The following is a 24,293-nucleotide window of genomic DNA, read 5'->3' on the forward strand; positions in this document are numbered from 1 at the left end:
TCATTCCTCCTCGAGCGCCCGGTCGACGAGGGCCCGTGCCGAGCCCGTGGAGCCGGACAGGGTCAGGTTGGCGCGCATGCGCTCCGGATGCACGCGCAGGTCCGAGACCAGCTCGGCGGCGTCGCGGGCGGCGCCCGCCACCAGGCGCAGGGCCTCGCGCAGCGGTTGCCATTCCGCGTGCCAGGCGCCGGACGGGCGCTCGTCCTCGGCGGCCAGCGAGCCGTACAGGGTGGCGGCCAGCGCGGGCAGCTGGCGGGCGGCGGCGGCGATCATCGTGGACCTGACGGGATTGTGCTTGTGGGGCATGGACGACGACCCGCCGCCGACGCCCTCGGTCACCTCGCCGATCTCGGTACGGGACAGGACGAGCACATCGGCCGCCATCTTGCCCAGCGCCCCGGCCGTGAACGCCAGCGCCCCGGCCAGATCGGCGACCGGCGTCCGCAACACGTGCCACGGCAACCGCGGCTCGGCCAGCCCGGCCTCGGCCGCGAACCGAGCCACGAGCACCATCCCGGCATCGCCGCCCGCCGCGCCTATGCCGTCGCCGCCCGCTGCGCCTATGCCGTCGCCGCCCGCTGCGCCTATGCCGTCGCCGCCCGCCGGGCCGGGGGCTCCGGGGACGGCGGTGTCGTGGAAGGCGGCCAGGGTGCCGGCCGCGCCGCCGAGCTGGGCCGGGAGTGTGGCGCGGGCGGCGCGCAGGCGCGTGCGGGCGTCGGTGGCCAGCAGCCGCCAGCCCGCCGCCTTGAGCCCGAACGTCGTCGGCACCGCCTGCTGGGTGAGCGTCCGCGCGGCCATCAGGGTGTCGCGGTGCTCGGCCGCCAGCCGGGCGAGCGCGGCCACGACCCGGTCGAGGTCCGCCAGGACCACACCCAGCGTGCGGTACGCCACCAGCATGATCGCCGTATCGACGATGTCCTGGCTGGTCGCACCCCGATGCACGTACGCCCCGTACGGCGACGCGGCCTCGCGCAGATCCTCCACCAGCGGAATGACCGGATTGCCACCGGATCGAGCCCGCCGGACCAGCCCCGGCAGGTCGAAGGCGCCGGCTCGCGCGACGGCGGCCACGGCATCGGCCGCCGGACGCGGCACCAGGCCGAGCGCCGCCTGCGCCCGGGTCAGCGCCGCCTCGGCGTCCAGCATGGCCTGCAGGAAGGCGACGTCACCGGTCTCCTCGGCCGCGCCCCGCATCGGTGACAGCAGCCCGAGGTCCGCGCCGGGCACGTCACCCGAAGTCAAGGAAGACCGTCTCCTTCTCGCCCTGCAAATGGATGTCGAACCGGTAGAACCCCTCGCGCTCCGCCACCGCGACCAGCGTCTCCCGCCGGTGCGCCGGCAGCCCGTCGAGGAAGGCGTCCTGCCCGAAGTAGATGCGGGTGTACAGGTGGTGGAGCAGGCCACGCGCGAACACGCACACGCTGATGTACCCGTTGCCGGGCATGAGCGTGCGCAGCGCGTACCGGCCGTCGGCGTCGGTCGGGACCCGCCCGAAGCCGGTGAAGTCCAGCCCGTGCCGCCCGATGACGGCCCCGGTCACCGGGTCCCGCCGCAGCGATCCCGGCGCCCCGCTCAGGTCGCCGGACGGGTCGGCCTGCCAGAACTCCAGCAGCGCGTCCGGCACCGGGTCGCCCGCCCCGTCGTACACGTACCCGTGAACGGTGATCCCGCCCCCGTCGTTCAGTGGGGCCAGATCGCCGCCGCCCGGGAACGGCAGCGCGTAGCCGTAGAACGGGCCCACGGTCTGCGAAGGCGTCGCCTTCATCGGCCCTCCTCCATCCAGGTCGCCGCCGGCCCGTCCAGCACGATGTCCCACCGGTAGCCGAGGGACCACTCGGGCACGGACAGGTCGTGCTCGTAGGCGGCCACGAGCCGCTGCCTGGCCCGCTCGTCCGTCACCGACTGCAACACCGGGTCGTACGCGAACAGCGGATCGTTCGGGAAGTACATCTGCGTGACCAGCCGCTGCGTGAAGGCCGCGCCGAACACCGAGAAGTGGATGTGCGCGGGACGCCAGGCGTTGACGTGGTTGCGCCACGGGTACGCGCCCGGCTTGATCGTGGTGAACGAGTACCGGCCCTCGTCGTCGGTCAGGCACCGGCCCACCCCGGTGAAGTTGGGGTCCAGCGGCGCGGGATGGTCGTCACGCTGGTGCGGGTACCGGCCGGAGGCGTTGGCCTGCCAGACCTCCACCAGCTGGCCGCGTACCGGCCGCCCGGCGCGGTCGAGCACCCGCCCCTGCACGGTGATCCGCTCGCCGAGCGGCTCGCCGGCGTGCTGCTTGGTCAGGTCCGCGTCGAGCGCGGTGACGTCGGTGACGCCGAAGACCGGCCCGGTCAGCTCGACCGCCTCCGGTTCCTTCACCATGATCAGCGGCTGCTTGGGGTGGCGTAGCACGCTGCTGCGATAGGGGGCGAAGTCACGCGGGGGGTGGTTCGCCTCCTGGCCGTCGCAGTCCTTGTGGAGGTCGGCGATCTCGCCGTCGATGTCCGCTTGGGTGAGGGGTGGGGTCATGGTGCCTACCTTTCCAGTACGACGGCCAGGCCCTGACCGACGCCGATGCAGAGACAAGCCAGCCCGGTGCCGGTGCCGGCCGCCGCCAGCCGGTGCGCCACGGTGCCGGTGACGCGGGCGCCGGAGGCGCCGAGGGGGTGGCCGAGCGCGATCGCCCCGCCGTTCGGGTTGACGATGGCGGGGTCGAGGTCCGGCAGCTCGGCCAGGCAGCCGAGGACTTGGGCGGCGAACGCCTCGTTCAGCTCGGCCGTGTCCAGGTCGCCGAGCGTCTTGCCGGCCTTGGCGAGGGCCTTCCGCGCGGCTTCGACCGGCCCGAGGCCGAAGTAACAGGGTTCGAGCGCGCTGGCGGCGCCGGCGGTGATCCGCGCCAGGGGCTCGCGGCCGCGCAGCCCGGCCTCGTCGGTGAGCAGCAGTGCCGCCGCGCCGTCGTTGAGCGGGGAGGAGTTGCCCGCGGTGACCGTGCCGTCCTTGCGGAAGACCGGCTTGAGCCGGGCGAGCGCCTCCAGCGAGGTATCTTCGCGGATGCCCTCGTCCCTGGTCATCCCGGCGATCGGGACGATCTCCCCGTCGAAGGACGCCTTGGCCGCCTTCTGGTGGCTGGCCAGCGCGTACGCGTCCTGCTCGTCCCGCGTGATGCCGTGCTTGTCGGCGATCAGCTCGGCGCCCTCGCCGAGCGGCACGGTGTGCTCGGCCGGCATCTTCGGGTTGACCAGCCGCCAGCCGAGCGTGGTGGACACCAGCTCCTGCCCGCCGGCGGGGAACGCCCGCTCCGGTTTGGGCAGCACCCACGGGGCGCGGGTCATCGACTCCACGCCGCCGGCGATCACGGTGGACGCGTCGCCGAGCGCGATCATCCGGTACGCCTGGATGACGGCCTCCATACCGGAGCCGCACAGCCGGTTCACGGTCGCGCCGGGCGTGGACACCGGCAGCCCGGCCAGCAGCGCGGCCATGCGGGCGACGTTGCGGTTCTCCTCGCCCGCGCCGTTGGCGTTGCCGAAGATCACCTCGTCGGGGGCGGTCACGTCGTTGCGCTCGGCGATGGCCGCGACGACGTGGGCGGCCAGGTCGTCGGGGCGGATGCCGGCCAGCGCCCCGCCGTGCCGGCCGAAGGGCGTGCGGACGGCGTCCACGATGTAGACGGTGTTCATGCCAGCACCTCGGCTTCCGTACGGTCCCGCAGCTCGTCCACGCTCACGCCCGGCGCCGTCTCCACCAGGCGCAGCCCGTCCCCGGTCACGTCGAGCACGCCGAGGTCGGTGATGATCCGGTGGACGCACGCCTGGCCGGTGAGCGGCAGCGAGCACGCCTTGACGATCTTCGGTGAGCCGTCCTTGGCGGTGTGGTCCATGATCACGATGACCTTGCGCGCGCCGTGGACCAGGTCCATCGCCCCGCCCATACCCTTGACCAGCTTCCCCGGAACCATCCAGTTGGCCAGGTCACCGGCGGCCGAGACCTGCATCGCGCCCAGCACCGCCACGTCGATGTGCCCGCCGCGGATCATGCCGAACGACAGCGACGAGTCGAAGAACGCCGCCCCGTCCCGCACGGTCACCGTCTCCTTGCCCGCGTTGATCAGGTCGGGGTCGACCTCGTCCTCGGTGGGGTAGGGGCCGACGCCGAGGACGCCGTTCTCCGAGTGCAGGATCACGTCCACGTCGGCGGGCAGGAACGACGGGATGCGGGTGGGCAGGCCGATGCCCAGGTTCACGTAGTCGCCGTCGCGCAGCTCGGCCGCCGCGCGGGCCACCATCTCGTCACGCGTCCAGCTCATGAGCGAACAGTCCCTCCTGTCGGAGCTGCGGAAATGGTGCGCCGCTCGATGCCCTTGTCGGCCGCCTGCTCGGGGGTGAGCACGAGCACCCGCTGGACGAAGACGCCGGGCAGGTGCACCTCGTCGGGGTCCAGCTCGGTCAGCTCCTCCACCTCGGCGATCGTGATCCGCCCGGCCATGGCGGCGAGGGGGTTGAAGTTCCTGGCGGCCTTGCTGAAGACCAGGTTGCCGTGCCGGTCGCCTTTCGCCGCCCGGACCAGCGCGAAGTCCGTCGTGATGCTGTGCTCGAGCACGTACGGGCGGCCGTCGAACTCGCGCACCTCCTTGGGCGGCGAGGCGACCGCGATCGACCCGTCCGGGTGGTGGCGCAGCGGCAGGCCGCCGTCGGCCACCGGCGTGCCGACCCCGGCCGGGGTGTAGAAGGCGGGGATGCCGCTGCCGCCCGCGCGCAGCCGCTCGGCCAGGCTGCCCTGTGGCGTCAGCTCCACCTCCAGCTCGCCCCCGAGGTACTGCCGGGCGAACTCCTTGTTGTCGCCGATGTACGAGGCCGTCACCCGGGCGATGCGCCCGGCCGCCAGCAGCACGCCGAGGCCGCCGCCGTCGACGCCGCAGTTGTTCGACACCACGGCGATGCCGGTGACGCCGGTGTTGTAGAGGGCCTGGATCAGCACGTTGGGGATGCCGCTCAGCCCGAAGCCGCCGACCGCGAACGACGCGCCGTCGCGCACGCCGGCCAGCGCCTCCTCGGCGGTCGCGACCACCTTGTCTCTCCGCACGACGCTCCATTCACCCCGGAGTGTTCGCATAGTGAACTTTTGTCCACTATTGTGTGGTCGAGTATCTGTAATGAGAGGCGCTCCTGTCAAAGGATCTCGAGGGGTGGGCGATGGAACCGGCCGGAACCCTGGAACGCGGCCTGGCCGTGCTGCGCGTGCTGGCCGGCGACCCGCGCCGCCGCCTGGGCCCGACCGACCTGGTGCGCGCGACCGGTCTGGCCCGGTCCACGGTGGACCGTGTGCTGGCCACCTTCGCCCACCTCGGCTACGTACGTCTCGAGGAACGGGAGGTGCGGCTCGCACCGCGGCTGATGGAGCTGGGGGAGGCGTACCTGGCCTGTGCCGGCCTGCGTGACGTGTTGTCCCCGTTCGCCGAGCGGCTGGCCGAGGACCTCGACGAGTCGGTGTCGCTGGCCGTGCCGGACGGTGCCGCCGGAATCGAGCATGTGCGCTTCATCGGCCAGTTCACCCGGCGGCGCACCATGTCCGTCGCCTTCCGGGTCGGGGACCTGCTGCCCGCCGACCGGTGCGCGGCCGGTCTCGCGCTGACCGACCCCTCGGCGTCGTGGGCCGAGGACGACCAGCTCGTCGAGCCGGGCCTGGTGGCGGTCGCGGTGCCCGTACGGGACCAGCACGGCGGAGCGGTCTGCGCGGTCAGCGTGGTCAGCCACACCAGCAGGCACACCGCCGCGGGGCTGCGCGAGCACGCCCTTCCCCGGCTGCTCAAGACGGTCGCCGAGATGGAGACGGCGCTGGCCCGGCCGGCCCCCGAGCCGCACAGGGACGTCGCCGCCGAGGACGCCTCACGGGCCGCCAAGAAGGAGCTGGGCGCCGGATACCTGCAGTCGCTCGCCCGCGGCCTGGCCGTCCTGGTGTCGCTCGGCACCGCGCCCGGCGGCTCGACCCTGGCCGACGCGGCGAGGGTCACCGGGCAGCCGCGGGCGACCGTGCGCCGCGCGATCCAGACGCTGGAACGGCTCGGCTACGTGGCCGCCGACGGCTCCCGGTTCGTGCTGCTGCCCAAGGTCCTCGAGCTCGGGTACGCCCACCTGTCCGGGCGTGCCTTCCGCGCCGTCGTGCAGCCGCACCTCGCCGATCTAGTGGCCCGCGTGCACGAGTCGGCCTCGGTGGCCGTGTTGTCCGGCGACGACATCGTCTACCTGGCCCGCGTGCCGACCCAGCGGATCATGAGCGTCGACATCACCGTCGGCACCCGCTTCCCCGCGTACGCGACCTCCATGGGGCGGGTGCTCCTGGCCGACCGGCCGGAGGAGCGGCTGGAGGACATCACCCCCAGGCCGCTGTCCCGGCACACCATCACCACCACCGCCGAGCTCAAAGCGGTCGTGCGGCAGGCCGCCGCGGACGGGTACGCCCTGGTCGACCAGGAGCTGGAGGAGGGCGTGCGCTCACTCGCGGTCCCCATCAGGGACCGGGCCGGGCGGGTGGTCGCGGCCGTGAACGTCGCCACGCACGCCAGCCGCGCCACCCCCGCCGACCTGGTACGCGACGTCCTGCCCGCGCTCCAGGACGCCGCAGCCCGCATGGAGGCCGACCTGGCGCACGTCCACGGCCCCGCCTGGAACGGCGCCCTGCCCGAGACCGTCAGGCTCGGCGGTCAGAAGTAACGCGGGAACAGGTCCGTCGTCGGCCAGGTGGTCACCTTGCCGATCTGCTCGTTGATGCGCGGGCTGAGCGCGTCGAAGTCGAGCGACCCCGTCTCCTCGCCCCGGTTGAACAGCGCGGCGTAGGTGAAGCCGTTCTGCAGGCGGGCGGTGTAGGTGTAGGTGCCCGGCAGCCCGCCGCTGTGCCAGGTGTTGAGGTGGCCCGTCACCTGCCGCACCCACAGCCCCGCGCCGTACCAGGCGCCGCCCTCGTTGACGCCGATCTCCGGCTTGGCCAGCATCCGGCCGATGGAGGTGGCGTTCAGCACCGCGCCGGGCGCGTCCAGCACTCTCGCGAACCGCACCAGATCCACCGCCGAGGCCAGCCACCCGCCGCCCGGCCCGCGATTCTCCATACTGAACCCGCCGTAGGGCGCCGGCACGATCGTGCCCGACGCGTCCGTGACGGTCTTGCTCGTCTGGTCCGACTCGTAGACCACCTCGCCGGCCGCGCGGTGCGCCTTGAGGGTACGTCCGAGGCGCAGCCGGGTGATGCCGACCGGCGCGAGGATCTTCTGCTTGACGTACGACTCGTAGCTCATGCCGGACACCTTCTCGACGATCATGCCGAGCAGCAGGTAGCCGTAGTTGCTGTAGGCGTACCTGCTGCCGGGGTCGAAGTCGAGGGGCCGCCCGCCGGCGTACTGCACGATGTGGGCGCGCGTGATCGGGAGCGGCACCTGCAACGTCGAGGCGATGGTGTGGTCCAGGTAGAGGTAGTCGCGCGAGATGTCGCGATCCCAGCCGCCCGTGTGCTGCAACAACCGCCACACCGTCACGTTCCGCAACCGGGAGTCGGCCGCGGTGGACAGGCCGAGCAGGGTCGCGACGGACGTCCCCAGGCTCAGCTTGCCGTCCTGCGCCAGCCGCATGATCGCCACGGCGGTGATGTGCTTGCTGAGACTCGCGATGCGGAACAACGACGTCGGCGACACCGTGGGCACCGACGGATCGTCGCTGTAGCGATAGGCCCTGGCCAGCACGAGCTTGCCGTTCTTGGTGATGGCCAGCTGCGCGCAGGAGATCTTGCGCTCCTCGACGTAGGTCTTCAGCACGTTGTCGAAACCCGCCAGCGCGGCCGGCGCCACCCCCGACGTCTGAACGGTTGCGGCCAGGGCCGGGCGCGGCGCTTGTAAGGCGGCTGCGGGCAACGCCACAGCGCCGGCCTGCAGGAACCGTCGTCTCGTCAAACCTGAGTGATCGTTTATAGGCATGTCCAGATTTCTACTGGATCGCCGGTTGTTGCGGGTGCCTTACACGGCTTTTCGGGTGATTTCTTAGGTTCCTTCCGCACGATCGCCGGCGTGGGAAGGATCGTGCCGCCGTTGCCTGGCAAGACCATCCGACTGGTGGCGCCGATCGTCGTGATCAGCGTTCGGTATCCCTCCTTGCCGGGATGGACGAGGGAGTCAAGCCCGATGCAAACTGATCCCCATGCACGATCACCAACGGCAGAGGAATGCCGCCCTGCCGGGCGGGGAGCGACCGGCATGGGCGTTGGCCGGCCCAGGAATCGCCGCGCTCACCGGCCTGTACCTGCTGACGATGCCCTTCGGGCCCGCAGCGCGGGTTTCTCTGCAGGTGGATCTGGGTCTGTCCAGCCAAACCGCCCTGCTCACGACTCTCGTTGCGTACCTGGTCAGCGCGGCAGCGGGTGGGGCACTGGGCGTTGGTCTTGGCGGACGCTCGCTGACGACAGTGAGCATGACGGCCGTCGCCTTGATGATCATCGGTGTGCTGCTGAACGCGCTCGCCCCCGGCACCGGGATCTATCTGACCGGCCGGGTGCTGAGCGGGCTCGGCGCCGGTGGCGTGGTGGGAGCGACGGTGGCAGTCGCGCGGCGGGCGGGCCGCCGCTGGGGCGCGCTGGTCGCGATACTGGCCGGTCTTGGTGTCCTCGCCCTGATTCTCGGCCCGTTGATCAACCAAGGGCTGTCGAGCGCGTTGTCGTGGAGGTGGGGATACCTCATCACGCTGCTTCCTTTGGTCGCGGGGCTGATCGCCACTGCCGTCAGCGGATTCGTCCTGCTCCTGACTCCGCGGCCTGCGCAACCGAACGCGGCCGGCATGCCCTACCCACCAGCCGAGCAACGGCCTTGGAACGCCCCTCCGGAGACCTGACCGAAAGATCGTCCGCGTCAGGAACTCGATCTGATCACCGCTCGTTGAGGTCGGCGGCACAACCGATCTTCGAGCAGGGAGAGCAAACCCGTGGTCTTCAAACGAATGCTGGGTGCCTTCGGCGTCGGCGCGCCCTCGGTGGACACCGTCCTGTCCACCCCGCGCACCCGGCCGGGCGGGACGCTGGACGGCGAGGTACGCCTCAAGGGCGGCGACTTCGACGCCGAGATCGAGCACATCACCCTCGGCCTGGTGGCCCGGGTGGAGATCGAGCACGGCGACATGGAGAGCTCCGGAGTCGGCGAGTTCTCCCGAGCACAGGTCTCCGGGCCCTTCACGCTGCGCAAGGGCGAGGACCGCGTCGTCACCTTCCAGCTCCCGGTGCCGTGGGAGACGCCGATCAGCGAGATCGGCGGGCAGCCGCTGACCGGCATGGCGCTGGGCGTGCGTACCGAGCTGGCCATCGCCAAGGCCGTCGACAAGGGTGACCTCGACCTGATCGCCGTCGAGCCGCTGCCGTCCCAGCTGCGGATCCTGGAGGCGTTCCTGGACCTCGGCTTCCGGTTCAAGTCCGCCGACCTGGAGGTCGGGCGCCTGTACGGGGTGGACCAGGAGCTGCCGTTCTACCAGGAGATCGAGTTCTACCCGCCGTCCCAGCAGCGCGGGGTCGTGGGCGAGGTCGAGGTCACCTTCGTCGCCACCCCCAGCGGGCTGGTGGTGGTCCTGGAGGCCGACAAGCGGGCCGGCCGCTTCTCCGGCGACGCGATCGGCCACTTCACGATCAGCCATGAGGACGCCCTGCGTACGGACTGGGCCGGCGAGATCGGCCGGTGGCTGTCCGGCCTGTCCCAGTACGGCCTGTCCCAGTACGGCCACGGCGGTTATGGCCACGGCGGACGTCACGGCCATGACCACGAGCACCACCACAGGGGCGGTGCGGGTGTGGGCGCGATGGCCGCGGCCGGCGCCCTCGGCGTGGCGGGCGGCCTCGTCGCCGGCGAGGTCGTCGAGGAGATCTTCGAGGGCGCCGAGGACGAGGGCGGCGACTGGTGAGTCCCACCCCGGCGACGATGTGATCACGGCCGCGGGGGTGCCATCCCCGCGGGCCGGTTCACTCGACGGGCAGCCGTCTGGCCGCCGCGCTCGCCCAGGCGAGCCCCAGCGCGGTCACCAGCGCCTCCCGGTCCCCGGCGCCCGCGCGCGGGCTGCGGGCCAGCAGTGCCGACAGCACGACCAGCAGCGCGGCCAGGCCGCACGACCAGGCGAAGATCCGCTCGGTGTCGGGGATCGCCCGTTCCCCGCCGAACACGGCGATCAGCACGGGACCGGCGGCCTGGCCGAGCGAGGCGGCGAACGTGTAGTGGCCGAAGGCGGTGTCGTGGCCGCCACGCCGGGTGGTGTTGGCCACCAGCGCCTGCTGCGCGATCACACAGCCCAGGTGGCCGGTGCCCAGCAGGACCCCGGCCGCGAGCAGACCCGGGACGGTGTGCCCGATCGCCAGGAACGCGACGCTCGCGGCGGTCAGCAGGAAAGCCCCGGCCACGGCCAGGCGCCGTTCGCCGTACCGGTCGGCGGCGTGCCCGGCAGGCAGCGCCAGCAGCAGCGGCGCGATCGCGAAACTGGCGCCCAGCAGGCCGAGCAGCGCCGCGGGCACGTCGAGCTCGATCGCCCGGTACGACATGGTGGGACGCAGCACGAACGTGATCACCTGCGTGGCGGCGGCATGAGCCAGCAACACGGCGGTCGCCCGCCTCCCACGCCCGCCCTCAGCCATCGCCGCCCGCACCCCGGTCACAGCTGGATGGGCAGGTGTGCACGCACATAACGGTTACAACCTATCCATCCCCCTTTGCGTGGTTGACGGGGCCACCCGGTGCTCTACCTGCTCCACGACCGCGGCGGCACCATGCAGGCGTGGACCAAGGTGAAGACCGTCCTCGGCCCTGGTCGCCCAGCTGGGCAACGGCGACTGTTCCTGATCAGCTGACCTCAGAAGATCACCAGGGGGTCTCCCACGAAGTCGGCGATGAAGTTGACGAAGAAGAAGCCGAAGAACAGGAAGTTGAGTACGAGGATGACGTAGTGCCAAGGCCGGGGCCGGGCGGGGCGCGGGAGCTTGCTGTTGAGATACATCAGCATGAACGGATAGATCAGCGCCCCGAGGTTGGACATGTTGGCCGACCACTCCACCAGGCCCACCGGCAGCGACTGGAAGATGACGATCGAGATGATCACCAGCAGCAGGATCATGAACGGGTAGTAGAACTTGCGCGGGTCACCCTCGATCAGCCGGCGCAGGCGGGGGCTGGTGGCGTTGGCGGCGTCCGTCGTCACCCGCACCATCGCCTCGAAGATGCCGAGTTGCGTGGAGAACAGGATCAGCACGCCCACGGCCAGCGCGACGTAGAACGCGACGCGCCCGTACTCGTCGCCCAGCGCGCTGGCCACGAACGTCGGGACGTTGGCGCGCGTGGGCTTCTCGCCCGACATCTGTACCGCCTGCGCCATGAGGATCGTGGGCAGCAGCATGCCGAGGATGGCGCCGACGAAGAACACGCCCCACATGTCCGTCAGCAGCAGCCGGTACCACCGCCGCCACAGGCCCCGGTTGCGCTCGTCGTCGGGGAAGGTCACGCCGCTGGCCAGGATCTGGCGCCGCTCGCCGCGCAGGCCCGAGATGTAGCCGACGCGGTAGCCCATGCCGTAGCCCTTGTCGCGGTAGTGGCCCATGACGTACCAGTTGAGGCCCGACGCCAGCGCCGTGAAGCCGGCCAGGGCGCCGAGCTGGGTCGCGGTGATCCCGGCGGGCGGGGCGGCGGGCGTGATGAACCCGCGGATGCCCTCCCACCACTGGCTGAACGGCACCACGAGCAGGTCCACGGCCAGCAGGGCGAGCAGGATGGAGCTGACCATCACCCAGTTCACCAGCTCCAGCGCGCGGCTGATGCGACGGGCGGCGGCGGTGATGAGGAACACCAGCACCAGCAGGCCGATGGCCCACCAGCGCGGCTCCGCGGCGTCGGCGGCCGGGGGCACGCCGTGGACCAGGGCGTACACGCCCTGTCCGGCTGAGGCGGCCCAGCCGCCCGCGATGAACGCGAAGATCACGATGAAGACCGAGAGCGGCACCCAGAGGGGCCACCCCGGTGGCACCCGCCCCCAGCCGACCACGGGCGTCTCGCCCGTGGCGACGACGTAGCGGGAGCATTCGACGTTGTAGAAGGTCTGCAGCAGCGCCGACACCAGGATGACCCAGCCGACGCCGACGAAACCGTACTGGCCGACGTTCAGCGGGCCCAGCAGCCACTCGCCGCTCCCGATCGAGATGCCGAGTGCGATCAGGCTGGGGCCGACGGCGTACTTGAAGAGTTCTTTTTTGCCGATCTTGGAGACCTTGAAGACCTCCTCCGGCGTGGGCAGGTCGGTGACTTCGAGATCCGGGCGGCTGACTCCGAGTGGGTGCGACATGTCACTGCCTCCTGTGGTTCAGCGTGATCCCGAACGACGGCGGCATCAAGACCCAATCGGCAAAGGACGTTTTACGCGTACTGGACGTCGGCTTTGACGATGCCGGCCCCCGCCCACGGTGAAGCCGTGGTGCGCGGGAGGGCTTCGTGCTCAGTCCGAGGAGGGTGTGCGGCCGCTGCCCGGCAGGCCGCGACCTGCTGTCATGACCAAGAGCTATAGCGCGCGAAACCGCCCAAATCTCGCGATTGTTCCAACACGCCCTGCAACCCTACGCAACGTTCTGCGCGTGGCGTTACAGCACGTTACGGGACCGACTACGTAGAGTAATTGAGCGTTGTCACACCGTGACTACAGGGAGAGATCATGAAAGTTAACCTCATAGCCGCTGGTGGTGCTCTTGTCGCCGCCGGCGTGGTCATCGCCATGGCGAGCCCCGCCAACGCCCGCCCGAGCGTATGCGACTTCAGCATCAGCGACGACGGCCACACCCTCGGCATCGACGGCTGGGGCGTGTACGCGGACTTCGACGCCGACATGTGCAAGCGCCGCCACGACAAGTTCGACCACGACAAGTTCGATCACGACAAGTTCGATCACGACAAGTTCGATCACGACAAGTTCGATCACGACAAGTTCGATCACGACAAGTTCGATCACGACAAGTTCGACCACGACAAGTTCGACCACGAGAACAAGTACGACGACAGCAAGTACGACGAGGGCTACGACAAGTACGACAAGTACGACAGCTACGACAAGTACTCCGTCTACGACAAGTACTCCGTCTACGACAAGTACTTCACCTATGACAAGTACGACGTCGTCTACGAGAAGTACCCCGTCGTGTACAAGAAGATCCCGGTCGTGTACAAGAAGTACCCGGTGATCTACGACAAGCCGGTCTACGACCACGATCACGACTACGACGTGGACAACGACTGGTACGCGAAGGACCGCCACCACGACCACGACAAGGGCCACGACGACGGCTACGGCCACCCGGGCGACGGCTGGAAGACGTGGAGCGATTGGGACTACAAGCCCACGGCTTGGTACGGCCGGTACTAGGACGCGCAGACCATTCGGTCCCGGGACACGCGCCGCGTGTCCCGGGACCCCCTGACCAGTTCAGGGGAACTCACTCCCTGTAGCGCGCCCCCCTCCCTCTCTCCCCCCTGCATGACCGGGCCGGCGCACCCGCCTGCGCCGCCTACCGGTCGACGATCTCGTTCTTGCCGATGACCACGACCCCGCCCCGGGTCAATGCGAACCGAGTGCGGTCGTACTCGAGGTCGAACCCGATCCGTGCCCCGTCCGGGATCACCACGTTCTTGTCGATGATCGCCTTGCGCACGATCGCGCCCCGTCCGACCTTCACGTTCTCCATCAGCACCGAGTCCTCCACCAGCGCGTGCGAGTGCAGCACCACCTTGGGGGAGAGGATCGACCTGATCGCCGTGCCGCCGGAGACGATGACGCCGGGCGACACCAGCGAGTCGATCGCCCGGCCCACGCGGTCCCCGTCGTTGTGCACGAACTTGGCCGGCGGCAGCGGGTCGTGCCCGGTGAAGATCGGCCACTTGTCGTTGTAGAGGTTGAAGACCGGGTGCGCCGAGATGAGGTCCATGTGGGCGTCGTAGTACGCGTCCAGCGTCCCCACGTCACGCCAGTAGCCCCGGTCGCGGTCGCTCGACCCCGGCACGATGTTGTTCGCGAAGTCGTACACGTCGGCGCCGCCCGACTTGACCAGCATCGGGATGATGTTCCCGCCCAGGTCATGCTTGCTGGTCGGGTCGAGCGCGTCCTCGCGCAGCGCGTCGATCATCGACTGCGTCTTGAACACGTAGTTGCCCATGGAGGCGAACACCTCGTCGGGCGAGTCCGCCAGCCCCACCGCGTCCTTGGGCTTCTCCCGGAACGCCACGATCCTGCGCCCCTGGGGGTCGGTCTCGATCACGCCGAACTGGTCGGCCAGCGACAGCGGCTGCCTGATCGCGGCCACCGTCACGTCGGCGCCGGAGTCCTCGTGCTGCTCGACCATCTGCCGCGGATCCATGCGGTAGATGTGATCGGCGCCGAACACGATCACGTGCTCGGGCATCTCGTCGTAGATCAGGTTGAGGTTCTGGAACAGCGCGTCCGCGGACCCGGAGAACCACCGCGGCCCCAGCCGCTGCTGCGCCGGCACGGGCGTCACGTAGTTGCCCAGCATGGCCGACAGCCGCCAGGTACGCGAGACGTGCCGGTCCAGGCTGTGGTTCTTGTATTGGGTCAGGACGACGATCTTCAGGAAGCCGCCGTTCGCGAGGTTCGACAGCACGAAATCTATGAGCCGATATATCCCCCCGAACGGCACCGCCGGTTTCGCCCGATCCGCCGTGAGCGGCATGAGCCTCTTACCCTCTCCACCTGCCAGCACAACCGCAAGCACCCTCCGGGACCTCATGCCCGAGACGCTACCCTCAAATGGCCGATCTATCGACGAATCCCGGCACGGTGAACTTCCTTCGTGTCCTGATTTGCGGCTCAACGCTCGGCCCGCGGTTACCGATCTTTGGGTTTGCCGATCGTGTTCCCTATGCTCACGTTGATCGTAAGTGCAAGATTCGCCACGTGCGGTGGGCCGCTGGACTCGGCCCACCGTAAGGTCTTCTCATGCGTGTTGATCTGCTCAGCCGGGAGTACCCGCCGGAGGTGTACGGCGGCGCCGGTGTGCACATGGAATACCTGGCCAGGGAGCTGAGGCGGCTGGCCGACACACGGGTGCGCTGCTTCGGCGCCGACCGCGACGAGCCCGGCGTCTCCGCCTACCGGGTGCCGGGCGGGTTGCGGGACGCCAACGCGGCCCTGCAGGTGCTCGGCGTCGACCTGGAGATGGCCGCCGCCTGCCAGGGCGCCGACGTCGTGCACTCCCACACCTGGTACGCCAACTTCGCCGGGCATGTCGCGAAGATGTTGCACGGCATCCCGCACGTGGTCACCACGCACAGCCTGGAGCCGCTGCGGCCATGGAAGGCCGAGCAGCTCGGCGGCGGCTACACGATCTCGTCGTGGGCCGAGCGCACCGCCCTGGCCGCCGCGGACGCGGTGATCGCGGTCTCGGAGGGCATGCGCCGCGACGTCCTGACCGCGTACCCCGAGATCCCGCCGGAGAAGGTCAGCGTCATCCACAACGGCATCGACACCGCCGAGTACACCCCCGACCCCGGCCGGAACGTGCTGAAGAAGCACGGCGTGGACCCCGGCAGGCCGTACGTCGTCTTCGTGGGCCGCATCACCCGCCAGAAGGGCTTGATCCACCTCCTGCACGCGGCACGCTCCTTCGACCCCGAGGCCCAGCTCGTCCTGTGCGCGGGCGCGCCCGACACGACGGAGATCGCGGCCGAGGTGACGCAACTGGTCCGCGACCTCGACCGCGACGGCGTCTTCTGGATCCAGGAGATGTTGCCCAAGCCCGAGGTGATCCAGTTGCTGACGCACGCGACGGTGTTCGTGTGCCCGTCGGTCTACGAGCCGATGGGGATCGTGAACCTGGAGGCCATGGCCTGCGAGACGGCCGTGGTCGCGACGGCCACCGGCGGCATCCCCGAGGTGGTGGCCGACGGGGAGACGGGCCTGCTCGTGCCGATCGACCAGGGTGCCGACGGCACCCCGCACGACCCCGACCGCTTCGCCGCCGACCTGGCCGAGCGCGTCAACACCCTGCTGGGTGACCCGGACCGGGCCACGGCGATGGGTAAGGCGGGCCGTGCCAGGGCCGTCGAGCACTTCTCTTGGGAACGCATCGCCCACCGCACCATGGAGCTGTACGCGACCCTGCGAGCCTGAGCCCTCGGCCCCGCCCCTGCCCCGACCGGGGTCCTCATCAGTTCTGGGGGGACGCAGGGCGGCGGTTGCGCGCCACATGCACGCGGACGCCACGTCCCACCGGCCATGGGGTGCGGTTCCGCCGAGAAGGTGGAGGCGAGCGGCGCGCATGGGGCGTGGTTCGGGGGTGGTGAGGAGAGTCAGACGAGGCCGCGGCGGCCGGCAAGCCGAACGGCCGCCCGCGCCTCGCGCGCGGGCGGCCTTCGGTCAGGTGGCGCGTTGCAGGACGACGACCGGGATGTCGCGGTCGGTCTTCCGCTGGTATTCGTCGTAGTCCGGCCACGTGCTCGTCATGAGCTGCCAGAGCTCGGGCTTCTCCTCGTCGCTCGCCGTACGCGCGCGGGCCTTGAACTTGTCGCCCTTGACCTGCACCTCGACGTCAGGGTTCGCCTTGAGGTTCTTGTACCACTCCGGATGGTCGGGATCCCCGCCCTTCGAGGCCACGACCACGTTGTCGTCGCCGTGTCGCTGGTAGATGAGCGGGGTCGTGTATGGCTTGCCCGACTTGCGGCCTTTGGTGGTGAGGAGCAGGACTGTGGTGTTGTTCCAGTCGTGTCCTTCCGCGCCGTCGGTCTCCTGGTAGCGCCGGACGTGTTCCTTGCCGTAGAGCATGCCGTCCGCCTACCCATCTCCAGCGTGACCTCACCGTTACTCGACGGGGTCTGTACGAGAAGTTAACAAACCTGGCACACTGCATTTGTGTAAGCGCTTACATCAGCTCATCATGAAAGCGCTTACACAAAGGAGTGGCTCCATGGACGTGACCATCTACGAGGTGGCCAAGCGGGCAGGCGTGTCGATCGCGACCGTCTCCAGGGCCCTGCGCGGCACCGGGCCCGTCGCGGCCAAGACGCGCGAGAAGGTGCTCAAGGCCGTCGAGGAGCTCAACTTCACCCCCAGCCGGCTCGGCGTCAGCCTGGCCGAAGGCCGGCACGCCGCCAACGGCGTCGTCTTCCCCGACCTCGCGGGCCCGTACTACACCGAGGTGCTGCTCGGCTACGAGGAGGTCGCCTCCGAGCTGGGCCGCTCCGTGGTCATCCTGTCGACCAAGGGCCGCACCAGGGTCAACGACCTGATCAAGGACCTGGCCGGGCGGGTGGACGGCCTGCTGGTCTTCGGCCATGCCGCCCCCGACCCGCTGATCGCCGAGCTGGTGCGGCTCGGCGTGCGGCTGGTGGTCATCTCGCGCGACCCGCTGCCCGGCGCGGACACGTTGCGCAGCGAGAACACCGCCTCGGCGCGGGCACTGGCCGAGCACCTGGCCGGCCACGGCTACGAGCGGTTCGCGTTCCTCGGCGCGCCCCTGACCAGCGGCGACGACGTGGACGAACGCTGGCGCGGCGTCCGGTCGGTGCTCGGCGGCGCGATCGAGGCCGTCGCCACGCGGGAGTACACCGTGGAGTGCGGCTTCGACGCGGCCAGGGCGCTGCTCAAGGACAGGAGGCCGGAGGCGATCGTCTGCTCCGACGACGAGGTGGCGCTGGGGGCGCTGCTCGCCGCCGAGGAGCTCGGCCTCGACGTGCCCGGCGACGTGGCCGTCACCGGCTGGGACGACATCATGGCCGCCCGCCACGCCAGGCCCGCGCTGACCACCGTGCGCCAGCCGATGCGCGAGCTCGGCGCCCGCGCCGCCCGCGCGCTCGACGAGCTGATCACCGGCGTCCGCGACACGCCGCGCCACCTCATCCTGACCACCGAGCTGGTCGTCCGCGCCAGCTGCGGTCCCCACCCCCAGGAGGTAAGAACGTGAACACGATCACCCGGCGCGCCGGAGCCCGCGCCACCGGCGGCCTGCTGGCTCTCGCGATCCTGGCCGCGGGTTGCGGCCGCGACGCCGCCCAGGCGCCGGAGCAGGCGCAGAACGTCACGACCGGCAAGGTCACGGGGGAGGTCACGGTCTGGGCGATGGGGGAGGAAGGAAAGGCGCTCGGCACGTTCGTCAAGGACTTCGAGAGCGCCAACCCCGGTGTGAAGGTCAACGTCACGGCGATCGGGTGGGACGTGGCGCACGACAAGATCACCGCGGCCATCGCGGGCGGCGCCACGCCCGACGTGAGCATGATCGGCTCGACCTGGTCGGGCGAGCTGGCCAAGACCGGCGCGCTCGACCCGACGCCGGGCAACCTGGTCGACAAGGCGGCGTTCTTCCCCGGTGCGTGGCAGACGGTCGAGCTCAGCGGCACGGCGTACGGCGTGCCGTGGTACGTCGAGACACGCGTCCTCTACTACCGCACCGACCAGGCGAAGAAGGCGGGCGTGCAACCGCCGAAGACCTGGCAGGAGTTCACCGAGTTCGCCAGGGCGCTCAAGGAGAAGGGCGGCGCCAAGGACGGCTTCCAGCAGAGCTACACGCTCGGCGCCTCCTGGCAGGAGGTGCTGCCGCTGATCTGGCAGGCCGGCGGCGAGATCGTCAAGGACGGCACGTACACCTTCGACACCCCCGAGGCCGTGACGGCGCTCAAGCAGTACGAGTCGCTGTTCAAGCAGAAGCTCGCCCCGACGAACACGGCCGAGGGCGCCTTCCCGCAGACGTTCATCAAGGGTGAGGTCGGCGGATTCTTCTCGGGGCCGTGGATGGTCGGCGTGCTCAACAACGACGGCGGCCCCGAGTTCAAGGACAAGTTCGACGTCGCCCCGTACCCGAAGGGCCCGGTCTCGGGCACCAGCTTCATCGGCGGGTCCGCCATGGCGGTGTTCAAGAAGGCCAAGAACCGCGACGCGGCCTGGCAGTTCCTGCAGTGGCTGAGCGAGCCCAAGGTGCAGGCCAAGTGGTACACGACGGTCAAGGCGCTGCCCGCCGTGCAGGTGGCCTGGCAGGAGCCCGAGCTGACCGCCGACAAGCAGCTGGCCGTCTTCGGCGAGCAGCTCAAGGACGCCAAGACGCCGCCGCCGTTCCCCACGTGGGAGCAGGTGGCCCGGGTGCTGGAGGGCGAGCTGGAGAAGCTGGCCCGCGGCACGCAGACCCCTGAGCAGACGGCCAAGTCCATCCAGTCGCAGGCCGACACGATCGGGACCGGCCTGTGAATTCGGCGGTTCCCGCGGCGGTCGTCCGGCTCACCTTACGCAGGAGCTGGATCGGCTGGATGTTCATCCTGCCGTTCGTGGTGCTGTTCGTGGTGTTCTACCTGGGTCCGCTGCTCGTCGGCATCGGCATGAGCTTCACCGACATGCGCAGCACCGACGTGACGAACCCGCTCGCCGTCGACGTCGTCGGCGTCGACAATTACCTGCGGCTCGTCAACGACGGCGCCATGCGGCGGGCCGCGGTCAACACGGTCGTGTTCGTGGTCACGGCGCTGCCGCTGACCATCGGGCTCGGGCTGGCCGCCGCCGTCCTGCTCAACTCGGGCATCGCCCGCCTGCCTGCCGCGTTCTTCCGGCTCGGCTACTACCTGCCGAACATCACCAGCATCATCGGCATCGCCGTGGCCTGGAAGTTCCTCCTGGAGCCCGAGGCGGGGCTGGTCAACCGGCTGCTGGAGCTGGTCGGCGTCCAAGGCCCGAACTGGCTGCAGAACCAGAGCACCGCCCTGCCCTCGATCATCGTCATGACCGCCTGGCGCAGCTTCGGCTTCAACATGGTCGTGCTGCTGGCCGCGCTCCAGACCATCCCGAGGGAGCTGTACGAGGCCGCGGAGGTCGACGGCGCCGGGCGGTGGGCCCGCTTCCGCTCCGTGACCGTGCCCTCGCTGCGCCCCGTGTTGTTGTTCTGCACCGTCTACAGCTCGGTCGGGTTCATGCAGTTCCTGGAGGAGCCGCTGGTGATGACCCGTGGCGGGCCGCTGAACGCCACGCTGTCGGCGTCGTTGGCGATCTTCGGCCAGTTCGGGGTCGGCAACTACGGCTACGCCGGGGCCGCCTCGACGGTGTTGTTCACCGTGATCGTGGCGCTGGCCGTGCTGCAGCTGAGGCTGGGGAGGAACAGATGAGACGGACCCGCCGCCAGCACGCGATCATCTACCTCGGGCTCACGGTCGGCCTGGTGCTGGTCGTGGGGCCCTTCCTGTGGACGGCGCTCAGCTCCGTCAAGCCCGAGCGGGAGATCAGGCGCGACCCGCCGACGTTCTGGCCGGAGACGTGGACGCTGGACAACTTCGTCGAGCTGTTCGAGCGGGTGAGCATCGGCACCGCGTTCGCCAACAGCGTGATCATCGCGCTCGTGCTGGTGGTCACGAACCTGCTGTTCTGCTCCATGGTCGGGTACGCCTTCGCCAAGCTCGACTTCCGCGGGAAGAACCTGGCGTTCGGGCTGGTCCTGGTCCAGCTGGCGATCCCGGCGATCGTGCTCATGGTGCCGCAGTTCGTACTGATCGCCAAGCTCGGCATGGTCAACACGTTCATCGGGATCATCCTGCCGACCGTGGTGACGCCGCTCGGCGTGTTCATGATGCGGCAGTTCATCTCCGACCTGCCCGACGAGCTGATCGACGCGGCCAGGGTGGACGGCGCCAGGGAGTTCCGCATCTACTTCAGGATCATCCTGCCGCTGTGCGGGCCGGCACTGGCCACGCTGGGGCTGATCACGTTCCTCAGCTCGTGGAACAACTTCCTGTGGCCGGCCGTGGTCGCGCAGAGCGAGAACATGTACACCCTCCCGGTTGCGCTCAACATCCTCAACGGCAACGAAGGCACCCACTACAACCTGCTCGTCGCCGGATCGGTCGTGGTCATCGCGCCGATCCTGCTCCTCTTCGTCTTCCTGCAGCGCTTCTTCATCCAGGGCATCGCCACCACCGGACTCAAGTAAGAGGAGCCCCCTCATGCGCAAGACGATCCTCTCCGGTTCAGTCGTGCTGGCTCTCGTGGTGCCGGCACCCCCCGCGAACGCCGACAGCACGCTCCACCGCTACGCCAAGGACACCTGGCGGTCGATGGCCGCCATGGTCGAGCCGGCCACCGGCCTGCCGTCCGACAAGGTGACCGGCGACCTCAAGACCCGCGCCAAGGTCACCTCGCCCACCAACATCGGCACGTACGTGTGGAGCACGCTCACCGCCCGCGATCTGCGCCTGATCAGCGGCCACGACGCCGCCGCCAGGATCGGCCGGGTCCTCACGGCACTGGAGCGGCTGGAGCGCAACGCCCCGACCGGCCAGTTCTACAACTGGTACGACCCCGCCACCCTCCAGCTCGTCCGCACCTGGCCGGAGACCGGCGACCCGGTCCGCCTCTTCGCCTCCAGCGTGGACAACGGCTGGCTGGCCACGGCCCTCATGATGGTCCGCAACGCCACCCCGCAGTATGCGGCCCGTGCCAACCGGCTGCTGACCTCGATGAACTTCACGTCCTACTACGACCCGGCGGCCCGCCCCGACGCCGGCACGGGCCTGCTGCGCGGCGGCTTCTGGCCGGAGCCGCCCGACGGCTGCCACGTGGAGAGCGACTACGCCGGCACCGGCACGACCGTCTACTCCACCTGTCACCACTACGGCGCGCCCGCCGAGACCCGCATCGGCCAGTACGTGGGCATCGCGCTCGGCCAGATCCCGCGCGAGAGCTACTTCGGCCCGTACCGGACGTTCCCCGACAACGGCTGCGACTTCGGCTGGCAGGACCAGAAGCCGGTCGGGTCGTGGAAGAAGCACCTGGGCGTGAACGTCTGGGAGGGCACCTACGGCTATCGCGGCATGCGCTTCGTGCCCAACTGGGGCGGCTCGATGTTCGAGGCGCTCATGCCCGACCTCGTCGTCCCCGAGGCCGCGTGGGCGCCGCGGAGCTGGGGCCGCAACCACCCGATCTTCGTGCGCGCCCAGATCGAACACGGGCTCAACGAGGCCGAGTACGGCTACTGGGGCTTCTCCCCGTCCAATGACCCGCACGGCGGCTACCGCGAGTACGGCGTGGACCCGCTCGGCATGGACACGCCCGGCTACACCTCCGACCGCGAGCGCACCAGCACCGACCCCGGCTACGAGGGCTGCCGCCCGGCCCAGCCGGAGCCCGCTGCTTACGGCGACGGCGTGGTGACGCCGCACGCCAGCTTCCTGGCTCTGCCGTACGCGAAGGACGCCGCCCTGGACAACCTGGCCAAGCTGCGCCGCGACTTCGACGCCTACGGCCCCGGCGGCTTCTACGACGCGATCGCCGTCCGCTCCGGCGTGGTGTCGAAGTGGTACCTGGCGCTCGACCAGGGCATGGTCATGGCCGCCCTCGGCAACGTGCTCGCCGAGGGCAACCTGCACCGCTACTTCGCCGGCTCCGGCGTGGAGGCCAAGCTCCGCCCGGTGATGCGGCTCGAAGAATGGGATGTTCGAGGAAACGGGGAAGCCATTGAGTAACACGTCCGCCCACCGCGACTGGCAGGACCGCATCGGCCAGACGTCCGGCGAGATCACCACAGCGGCGTGGCCCGACCTGGAGGCCCCCACGGGCCTCCGGGCGGTGCCCGGCGCCGGTGCGGTGACGCTGACCTGGGATCCCGTGCCCGGCGCCATCGGGTACCTGGTGCACCGGGACGGGGCGCCGATCGGGCAGCCGGACGTGGACGTGCCGGCCGTCCCGTCCTGCCGGTACGTCGACACGGGCCACGGGGCGGCGGCCTACGCGGTGGCCGCCGTCTCCGCCATGGACACGATCGGCCCGTTGTCCCCGGCGGTCGACGCCGGTCCCGCCGCGTCCGCCCGGGAGGTCTCGGTCCGCGTCGACGCCCGGCAGGTGAGCCGCGACCTGCCGCGCCCGTGGCGGCTCATGGTGGGGTCGGAGCACCTGTCGTACCTGTTGAACACCGGTGAGACCGGCGGCCGGCCCATCGGCGAGGAGCTCACCGAGGCGCTGCGGATCATGCGGGACGAGCTCGGCGTGGAGACGGTGCGGGCGCACGGCATCCTCTGCGACGACCTCGGCGTGTACCGCGAAGGGCGCGGAGCTCCCGAGCCAGGAGGAACGGCCGGCAACGTCTACGACTTCAGCGGCGTGGACCGGGTCTACGACATCGTCACCGGCCTGGGCCTGCGCCCGGTCGTCGAGCTCGGCTTCATGCCGCGCGACCTGGCCGCCGACCCGTCCAAGACGGTGTTCGGCTACGAGGCGATCATCTCGCCGCCCAAGGACTTCGAGGCCTGGAGCGACCTGGTCAGGGCCCTGGTCGAGCACCTGGCGGCCCGGTACGGCATCCACGAGCTGATCGACCACTGGGCCTTCGAGGTGTGGAACGAGCCCAACCTGGCCGTCTTCTGGTCCGGCACGCCCGAGGAGTACTTCCTGCTCTACGACGTCACCGCCGCCGCCGTGAAGAACGTGCACCCGGACCTGCGGGTGGGCGGCCCCGCCTCGGCGGCGAACGGCTGGGTCGAGGAGCTGCTCGCCCACGTCGCCGAGTCGGGGGCGGCACTCGACTTCCTGTCGACGCACACCTACGGCAACGCCCCGCTCGACTGGCGTCCCGCCCTGGCCAGGCACGGGCGGGACATCCCCGTCTGGTGGACGGAATGGGGTCCCACGCCGACCCACTTCCACGGCATCGGCGACGGGCCGTTCGGGGCGGCGTTCCTGCTGCACGGCATGAAGTCGGCCGCGGGCAGGATCGGCGCGTTGTCGCACTGGGTGGCCTCCGACCACTTCGAGGAGCTGGGCCGCCCGCCCCGGCTGTTCCACGGCGGCTTCGGCCTGCTCACCGTCGGAAACCTGCGCAAACCCCGCTTCCACGCGCTCGCGCTCGCCGCCCGTCTCGGCGACGCCGAGTTGCCGGCCACGTTGGAGGGGGACGTGGCCGGCGTGGAGGCGTGGGCGGCCCGGCACGACGACGGCCGGATCGGCGTGCTGCTCTGGAACGGCACGCTCAACCAGTCCCAGGCGGGCGGCGCCCCCGAGCTGGCCCGTACGGTCACGCTGACCATCGACGGGCTGGACGGCCGCCCCCGCACGCTCACCCACCACCGCATCGACCACGATCACTCCAACATCGAGGCCGTCTGGCACGCTATGGGGGATGGAGACTGGCCGGCGGACGAGCAGTGGGACAAACTCCGCGCCGCCAACACCCTCGACGAGCTCGACCCGCCCGCCACGGTCACCGGCACCACCCTCACCCTCCGGTTCGACCTGCCCATGCCCGGGGTGTCCTTCCTCGAATTGTCGGGCTGAGCGGCGCTTCTGTACGGGCGCGCG

22 protein-coding genes are annotated in these 24,293 nt (G+C 70.2%); 11 read left to right on the plus strand and 11 right to left on the minus strand.

All coding sequences use genetic code 11. From position 1 onward, the window contains the following. Genes ETD86_RS09975 through ETD86_RS10000 form a run of 6 tightly spaced genes read right to left on the minus strand, consistent with a single transcriptional unit; the run spans position 1 to position 5,067 of the window. Entirely contained in the window at positions 1–1,242 is a 1,242-nt protein-coding gene (locus tag ETD86_RS09975) for a lyase family protein (protein WP_246147820.1), read from the minus strand. Next, on the minus strand, positions 1,229–1,765 hold the full coding sequence (gene pcaG, locus ETD86_RS09980) for a protocatechuate 3,4-dioxygenase subunit alpha (RefSeq protein ID WP_138665830.1): 537 nt from the start codon (positions 1,763–1,765) through the stop codon (positions 1,229–1,231). Before pcaG ends, ETD86_RS09975 begins: the two co-directional genes overlap by 14 nt. Then, on the minus strand, positions 1,762–2,514 hold the full coding sequence (gene pcaH / locus ETD86_RS09985; protein ID WP_138665831.1) for a protocatechuate 3,4-dioxygenase subunit beta: 753 nt from the start codon (positions 2,512–2,514) through the stop codon (positions 1,762–1,764). The genes pcaG and pcaH overlap by 4 nt, the downstream gene beginning before the upstream one ends. Before the next feature lie 5 nt (positions 2,515–2,519). Beyond that, the gene (locus tag ETD86_RS09990) at positions 2,520–3,665 is read right to left on the minus strand and encodes a thiolase family protein (protein ID WP_138665832.1); all 1,146 of its coding nucleotides are present in this window, start codon (positions 3,663–3,665) and stop codon (positions 2,520–2,522) included. Continuing rightward, the gene (locus ETD86_RS09995; protein ID WP_138665833.1) at positions 3,662–4,291 is read right to left on the minus strand and encodes a CoA transferase subunit B; all 630 of its coding nucleotides are present in this window, start codon (positions 4,289–4,291) and stop codon (positions 3,662–3,664) included. The genes ETD86_RS09990 and ETD86_RS09995 overlap by 4 nt, the downstream gene beginning before the upstream one ends. Further along, a complete protein-coding gene (locus tag ETD86_RS10000; RefSeq protein ID WP_246147821.1) occupies positions 4,288–5,067 on the minus strand; it encodes a CoA transferase subunit A in 780 nt (259 codons plus the stop codon). The genes ETD86_RS09995 and ETD86_RS10000 overlap by 4 nt, the downstream gene beginning before the upstream one ends. Positions 5,068–5,177: 110 nt before the next feature. Here ETD86_RS10000 and ETD86_RS59605 point away from each other — a divergent pair, with 110 nt between their 5' ends. Further along, entirely contained in the window at positions 5,178–6,695 is a 1,518-nt protein-coding gene (locus ETD86_RS59605) for an IclR family transcriptional regulator domain-containing protein (protein ID WP_138665835.1), read from the plus strand. On the opposite strand, the gene ETD86_RS10010 is transcribed toward ETD86_RS59605, so the two are convergent. Further along, positions 6,686–7,921: a serine hydrolase domain-containing protein gene (locus tag ETD86_RS10010; protein ID WP_246147822.1), complete on the minus strand. Its 1,236-nt coding sequence runs from the start codon at positions 7,919–7,921 to the stop codon at positions 6,686–6,688. The genes ETD86_RS59605 and ETD86_RS10010 overlap by 10 nt on opposite strands. Before the next feature lie 244 nt (positions 7,922–8,165). Between ETD86_RS10010 and ETD86_RS10015 the strand changes: the two genes are divergently transcribed. Both ETD86_RS10015 and ETD86_RS10020 read left to right on the plus strand, forming a co-directional pair. Then, entirely contained in the window at positions 8,166–8,852 is a 687-nt protein-coding gene (locus ETD86_RS10015) for an MFS transporter (RefSeq protein WP_138665837.1), read from the plus strand. 90 nt (positions 8,853–8,942) lie between these two features. Then, positions 8,943–9,905: a sporulation protein gene (locus ETD86_RS10020; RefSeq protein ID WP_138665838.1), complete on the plus strand. Its 963-nt coding sequence runs from the start codon at positions 8,943–8,945 to the stop codon at positions 9,903–9,905. A gap of 58 nt (positions 9,906–9,963) precedes the next feature. On the opposite strand, the gene ETD86_RS10025 is transcribed toward ETD86_RS10020, so the two are convergent. Both ETD86_RS10025 and ETD86_RS10030 read right to left on the minus strand, forming a co-directional pair. After that, positions 9,964–10,626 carry an MFS transporter gene (locus ETD86_RS10025; protein ID WP_138665839.1) on the minus strand — a complete coding sequence of 221 codons (663 nt, stop codon included), beginning with the start codon at positions 10,624–10,626 and terminating at the stop codon, positions 9,964–9,966. Between the two features lie 215 nt (positions 10,627–10,841). Further along, a complete protein-coding gene (locus tag ETD86_RS10030; protein WP_138665840.1) occupies positions 10,842–12,320 on the minus strand; it encodes an Nramp family divalent metal transporter in 1,479 nt (492 codons plus the stop codon). Between the two features lie 363 nt (positions 12,321–12,683). Here ETD86_RS10030 and ETD86_RS10035 point away from each other — a divergent pair, with 363 nt between their 5' ends. Further along, the gene (locus ETD86_RS10035) at positions 12,684–13,388 is read left to right on the plus strand and encodes a hypothetical protein (protein WP_138665841.1); all 705 of its coding nucleotides are present in this window, start codon (positions 12,684–12,686) and stop codon (positions 13,386–13,388) included. 142 nt (positions 13,389–13,530) lie between these two features. On the opposite strand, the gene glgC is transcribed toward ETD86_RS10035, so the two are convergent. Further along, positions 13,531–14,766, minus strand: coding sequence for a glucose-1-phosphate adenylyltransferase (gene glgC, locus ETD86_RS10040; RefSeq protein ID WP_138665842.1), 1,236 nt, complete (start codon positions 14,764–14,766; stop codon positions 13,531–13,533). A 209-nt stretch (positions 14,767–14,975) separates the two neighbouring features. On the opposite strand from glgC, the gene glgA reads away from it, so the two are divergent. Beyond that, entirely contained in the window at positions 14,976–16,148 is a 1,173-nt protein-coding gene (gene glgA, locus ETD86_RS10045; protein WP_138665843.1) for a glycogen synthase, read from the plus strand. A gap of 246 nt (positions 16,149–16,394) precedes the next feature. Here glgA and ETD86_RS10050 read toward each other — a convergent pair whose 3' ends face one another. Then, positions 16,395–16,799: a nitroreductase family deazaflavin-dependent oxidoreductase gene (locus ETD86_RS10050; protein WP_138665844.1), complete on the minus strand. Its 405-nt coding sequence runs from the start codon at positions 16,797–16,799 to the stop codon at positions 16,395–16,397. Positions 16,800–16,941: 142 nt separating this feature from the next. On the opposite strand from ETD86_RS10050, the gene ETD86_RS10055 reads away from it, so the two are divergent. The 6 genes from ETD86_RS10055 to ETD86_RS10080 are packed head-to-tail and all read left to right on the plus strand — an operon-like array spanning position 16,942 to position 24,269. Further along, positions 16,942–17,937, plus strand: a complete 996-nt coding sequence (locus tag ETD86_RS10055) for a LacI family DNA-binding transcriptional regulator (protein ID WP_170222980.1) — start codon at positions 16,942–16,944, stop codon at positions 17,935–17,937. Next, complete coding sequence (locus tag ETD86_RS10060) at positions 17,934–19,211, plus strand: sugar ABC transporter substrate-binding protein (RefSeq protein ID WP_211369943.1); 1,278 nt, start codon at positions 17,934–17,936, stop codon at positions 19,209–19,211. Before ETD86_RS10055 ends, ETD86_RS10060 begins: the two co-directional genes overlap by 4 nt. Next, entirely contained in the window at positions 19,208–20,116 is a 909-nt protein-coding gene (locus ETD86_RS10065) for a carbohydrate ABC transporter permease (protein WP_211369944.1), read from the plus strand. The genes ETD86_RS10060 and ETD86_RS10065 overlap by 4 nt, the downstream gene beginning before the upstream one ends. Beyond that, positions 20,113–20,934: a carbohydrate ABC transporter permease gene (locus tag ETD86_RS10070; protein ID WP_138665846.1), complete on the plus strand. Its 822-nt coding sequence runs from the start codon at positions 20,113–20,115 to the stop codon at positions 20,932–20,934. The genes ETD86_RS10065 and ETD86_RS10070 overlap by 4 nt, the downstream gene beginning before the upstream one ends. Before the next feature lie 13 nt (positions 20,935–20,947). Further along, on the plus strand, positions 20,948–22,465 hold the full coding sequence (locus ETD86_RS10075) for a glucoamylase family protein (protein WP_138665847.1): 1,518 nt from the start codon (positions 20,948–20,950) through the stop codon (positions 22,463–22,465). Further along, a complete protein-coding gene (locus ETD86_RS10080) occupies positions 22,458–24,269 on the plus strand; it encodes a GH39 family glycosyl hydrolase (RefSeq protein WP_211369945.1) in 1,812 nt (603 codons plus the stop codon). Before ETD86_RS10075 ends, ETD86_RS10080 begins: the two co-directional genes overlap by 8 nt. The last annotated feature ends 24 nt before the right edge of the window (positions 24,270–24,293 follow it).

This window comes from Nonomuraea turkmeniaca (genome assembly GCF_005889735.1).
In the GTDB taxonomy this organism is placed as follows: domain Bacteria; phylum Actinomycetota; class Actinomycetes; order Streptosporangiales; family Streptosporangiaceae; genus Nonomuraea; species Nonomuraea turkmeniaca.

Excerpts from the sequence above, each read along its gene's own strand:
- pcaG (WP_138665830.1), bottom strand. The coding sequence starts at position 1,765 with ATGAAGGCGACGCCTTCGCAGACCGTGGGCCCGTTCTACGGCTACGCG.
- pcaH (WP_138665831.1), bottom strand. The coding sequence starts at position 2,514 with ATGACCCCACCCCTCACCCAAGCGGACATCGACGGCGAGATCGCCGAC.
- ETD86_RS09990 (WP_138665832.1), bottom strand. The coding sequence starts at position 3,665 with ATGAACACCGTCTACATCGTGGACGCCGTCCGCACGCCCTTCGGCCGG.
- ETD86_RS09995 (WP_138665833.1), bottom strand. The coding sequence starts at position 4,291 with ATGAGCTGGACGCGTGACGAGATGGTGGCCCGCGCGGCGGCCGAGCTG.
- ETD86_RS59605 (WP_138665835.1), top strand. The coding sequence starts at position 5,178 with ATGGAACCGGCCGGAACCCTGGAACGCGGCCTGGCCGTGCTGCGCGTG.
- ETD86_RS10015 (WP_138665837.1), top strand. The coding sequence starts at position 8,166 with ATGCACGATCACCAACGGCAGAGGAATGCCGCCCTGCCGGGCGGGGAG.
- ETD86_RS10025 (WP_138665839.1), bottom strand. The coding sequence starts at position 10,626 with ATGGCTGAGGGCGGGCGTGGGAGGCGGGCGACCGCCGTGTTGCTGGCT.
- ETD86_RS10030 (WP_138665840.1), bottom strand. The coding sequence starts at position 12,320 with ATGTCGCACCCACTCGGAGTCAGCCGCCCGGATCTCGAAGTCACCGAC.
- ETD86_RS10035 (WP_138665841.1), top strand. The coding sequence starts at position 12,684 with ATGAAAGTTAACCTCATAGCCGCTGGTGGTGCTCTTGTCGCCGCCGGC.
- glgC (WP_138665842.1), bottom strand. The coding sequence starts at position 14,766 with ATGAGGTCCCGGAGGGTGCTTGCGGTTGTGCTGGCAGGTGGAGAGGGT.
- glgA (WP_138665843.1), top strand. The coding sequence starts at position 14,976 with ATGCGTGTTGATCTGCTCAGCCGGGAGTACCCGCCGGAGGTGTACGGC.
- ETD86_RS10050 (WP_138665844.1), bottom strand. The coding sequence starts at position 16,799 with ATGCTCTACGGCAAGGAACACGTCCGGCGCTACCAGGAGACCGACGGC.
- ETD86_RS10055 (WP_170222980.1), top strand. The coding sequence starts at position 16,942 with ATGGACGTGACCATCTACGAGGTGGCCAAGCGGGCAGGCGTGTCGATC.
- ETD86_RS10070 (WP_138665846.1), top strand. The coding sequence starts at position 20,113 with ATGAGACGGACCCGCCGCCAGCACGCGATCATCTACCTCGGGCTCACG.
- ETD86_RS10075 (WP_138665847.1), top strand. The coding sequence starts at position 20,948 with ATGCGCAAGACGATCCTCTCCGGTTCAGTCGTGCTGGCTCTCGTGGTG.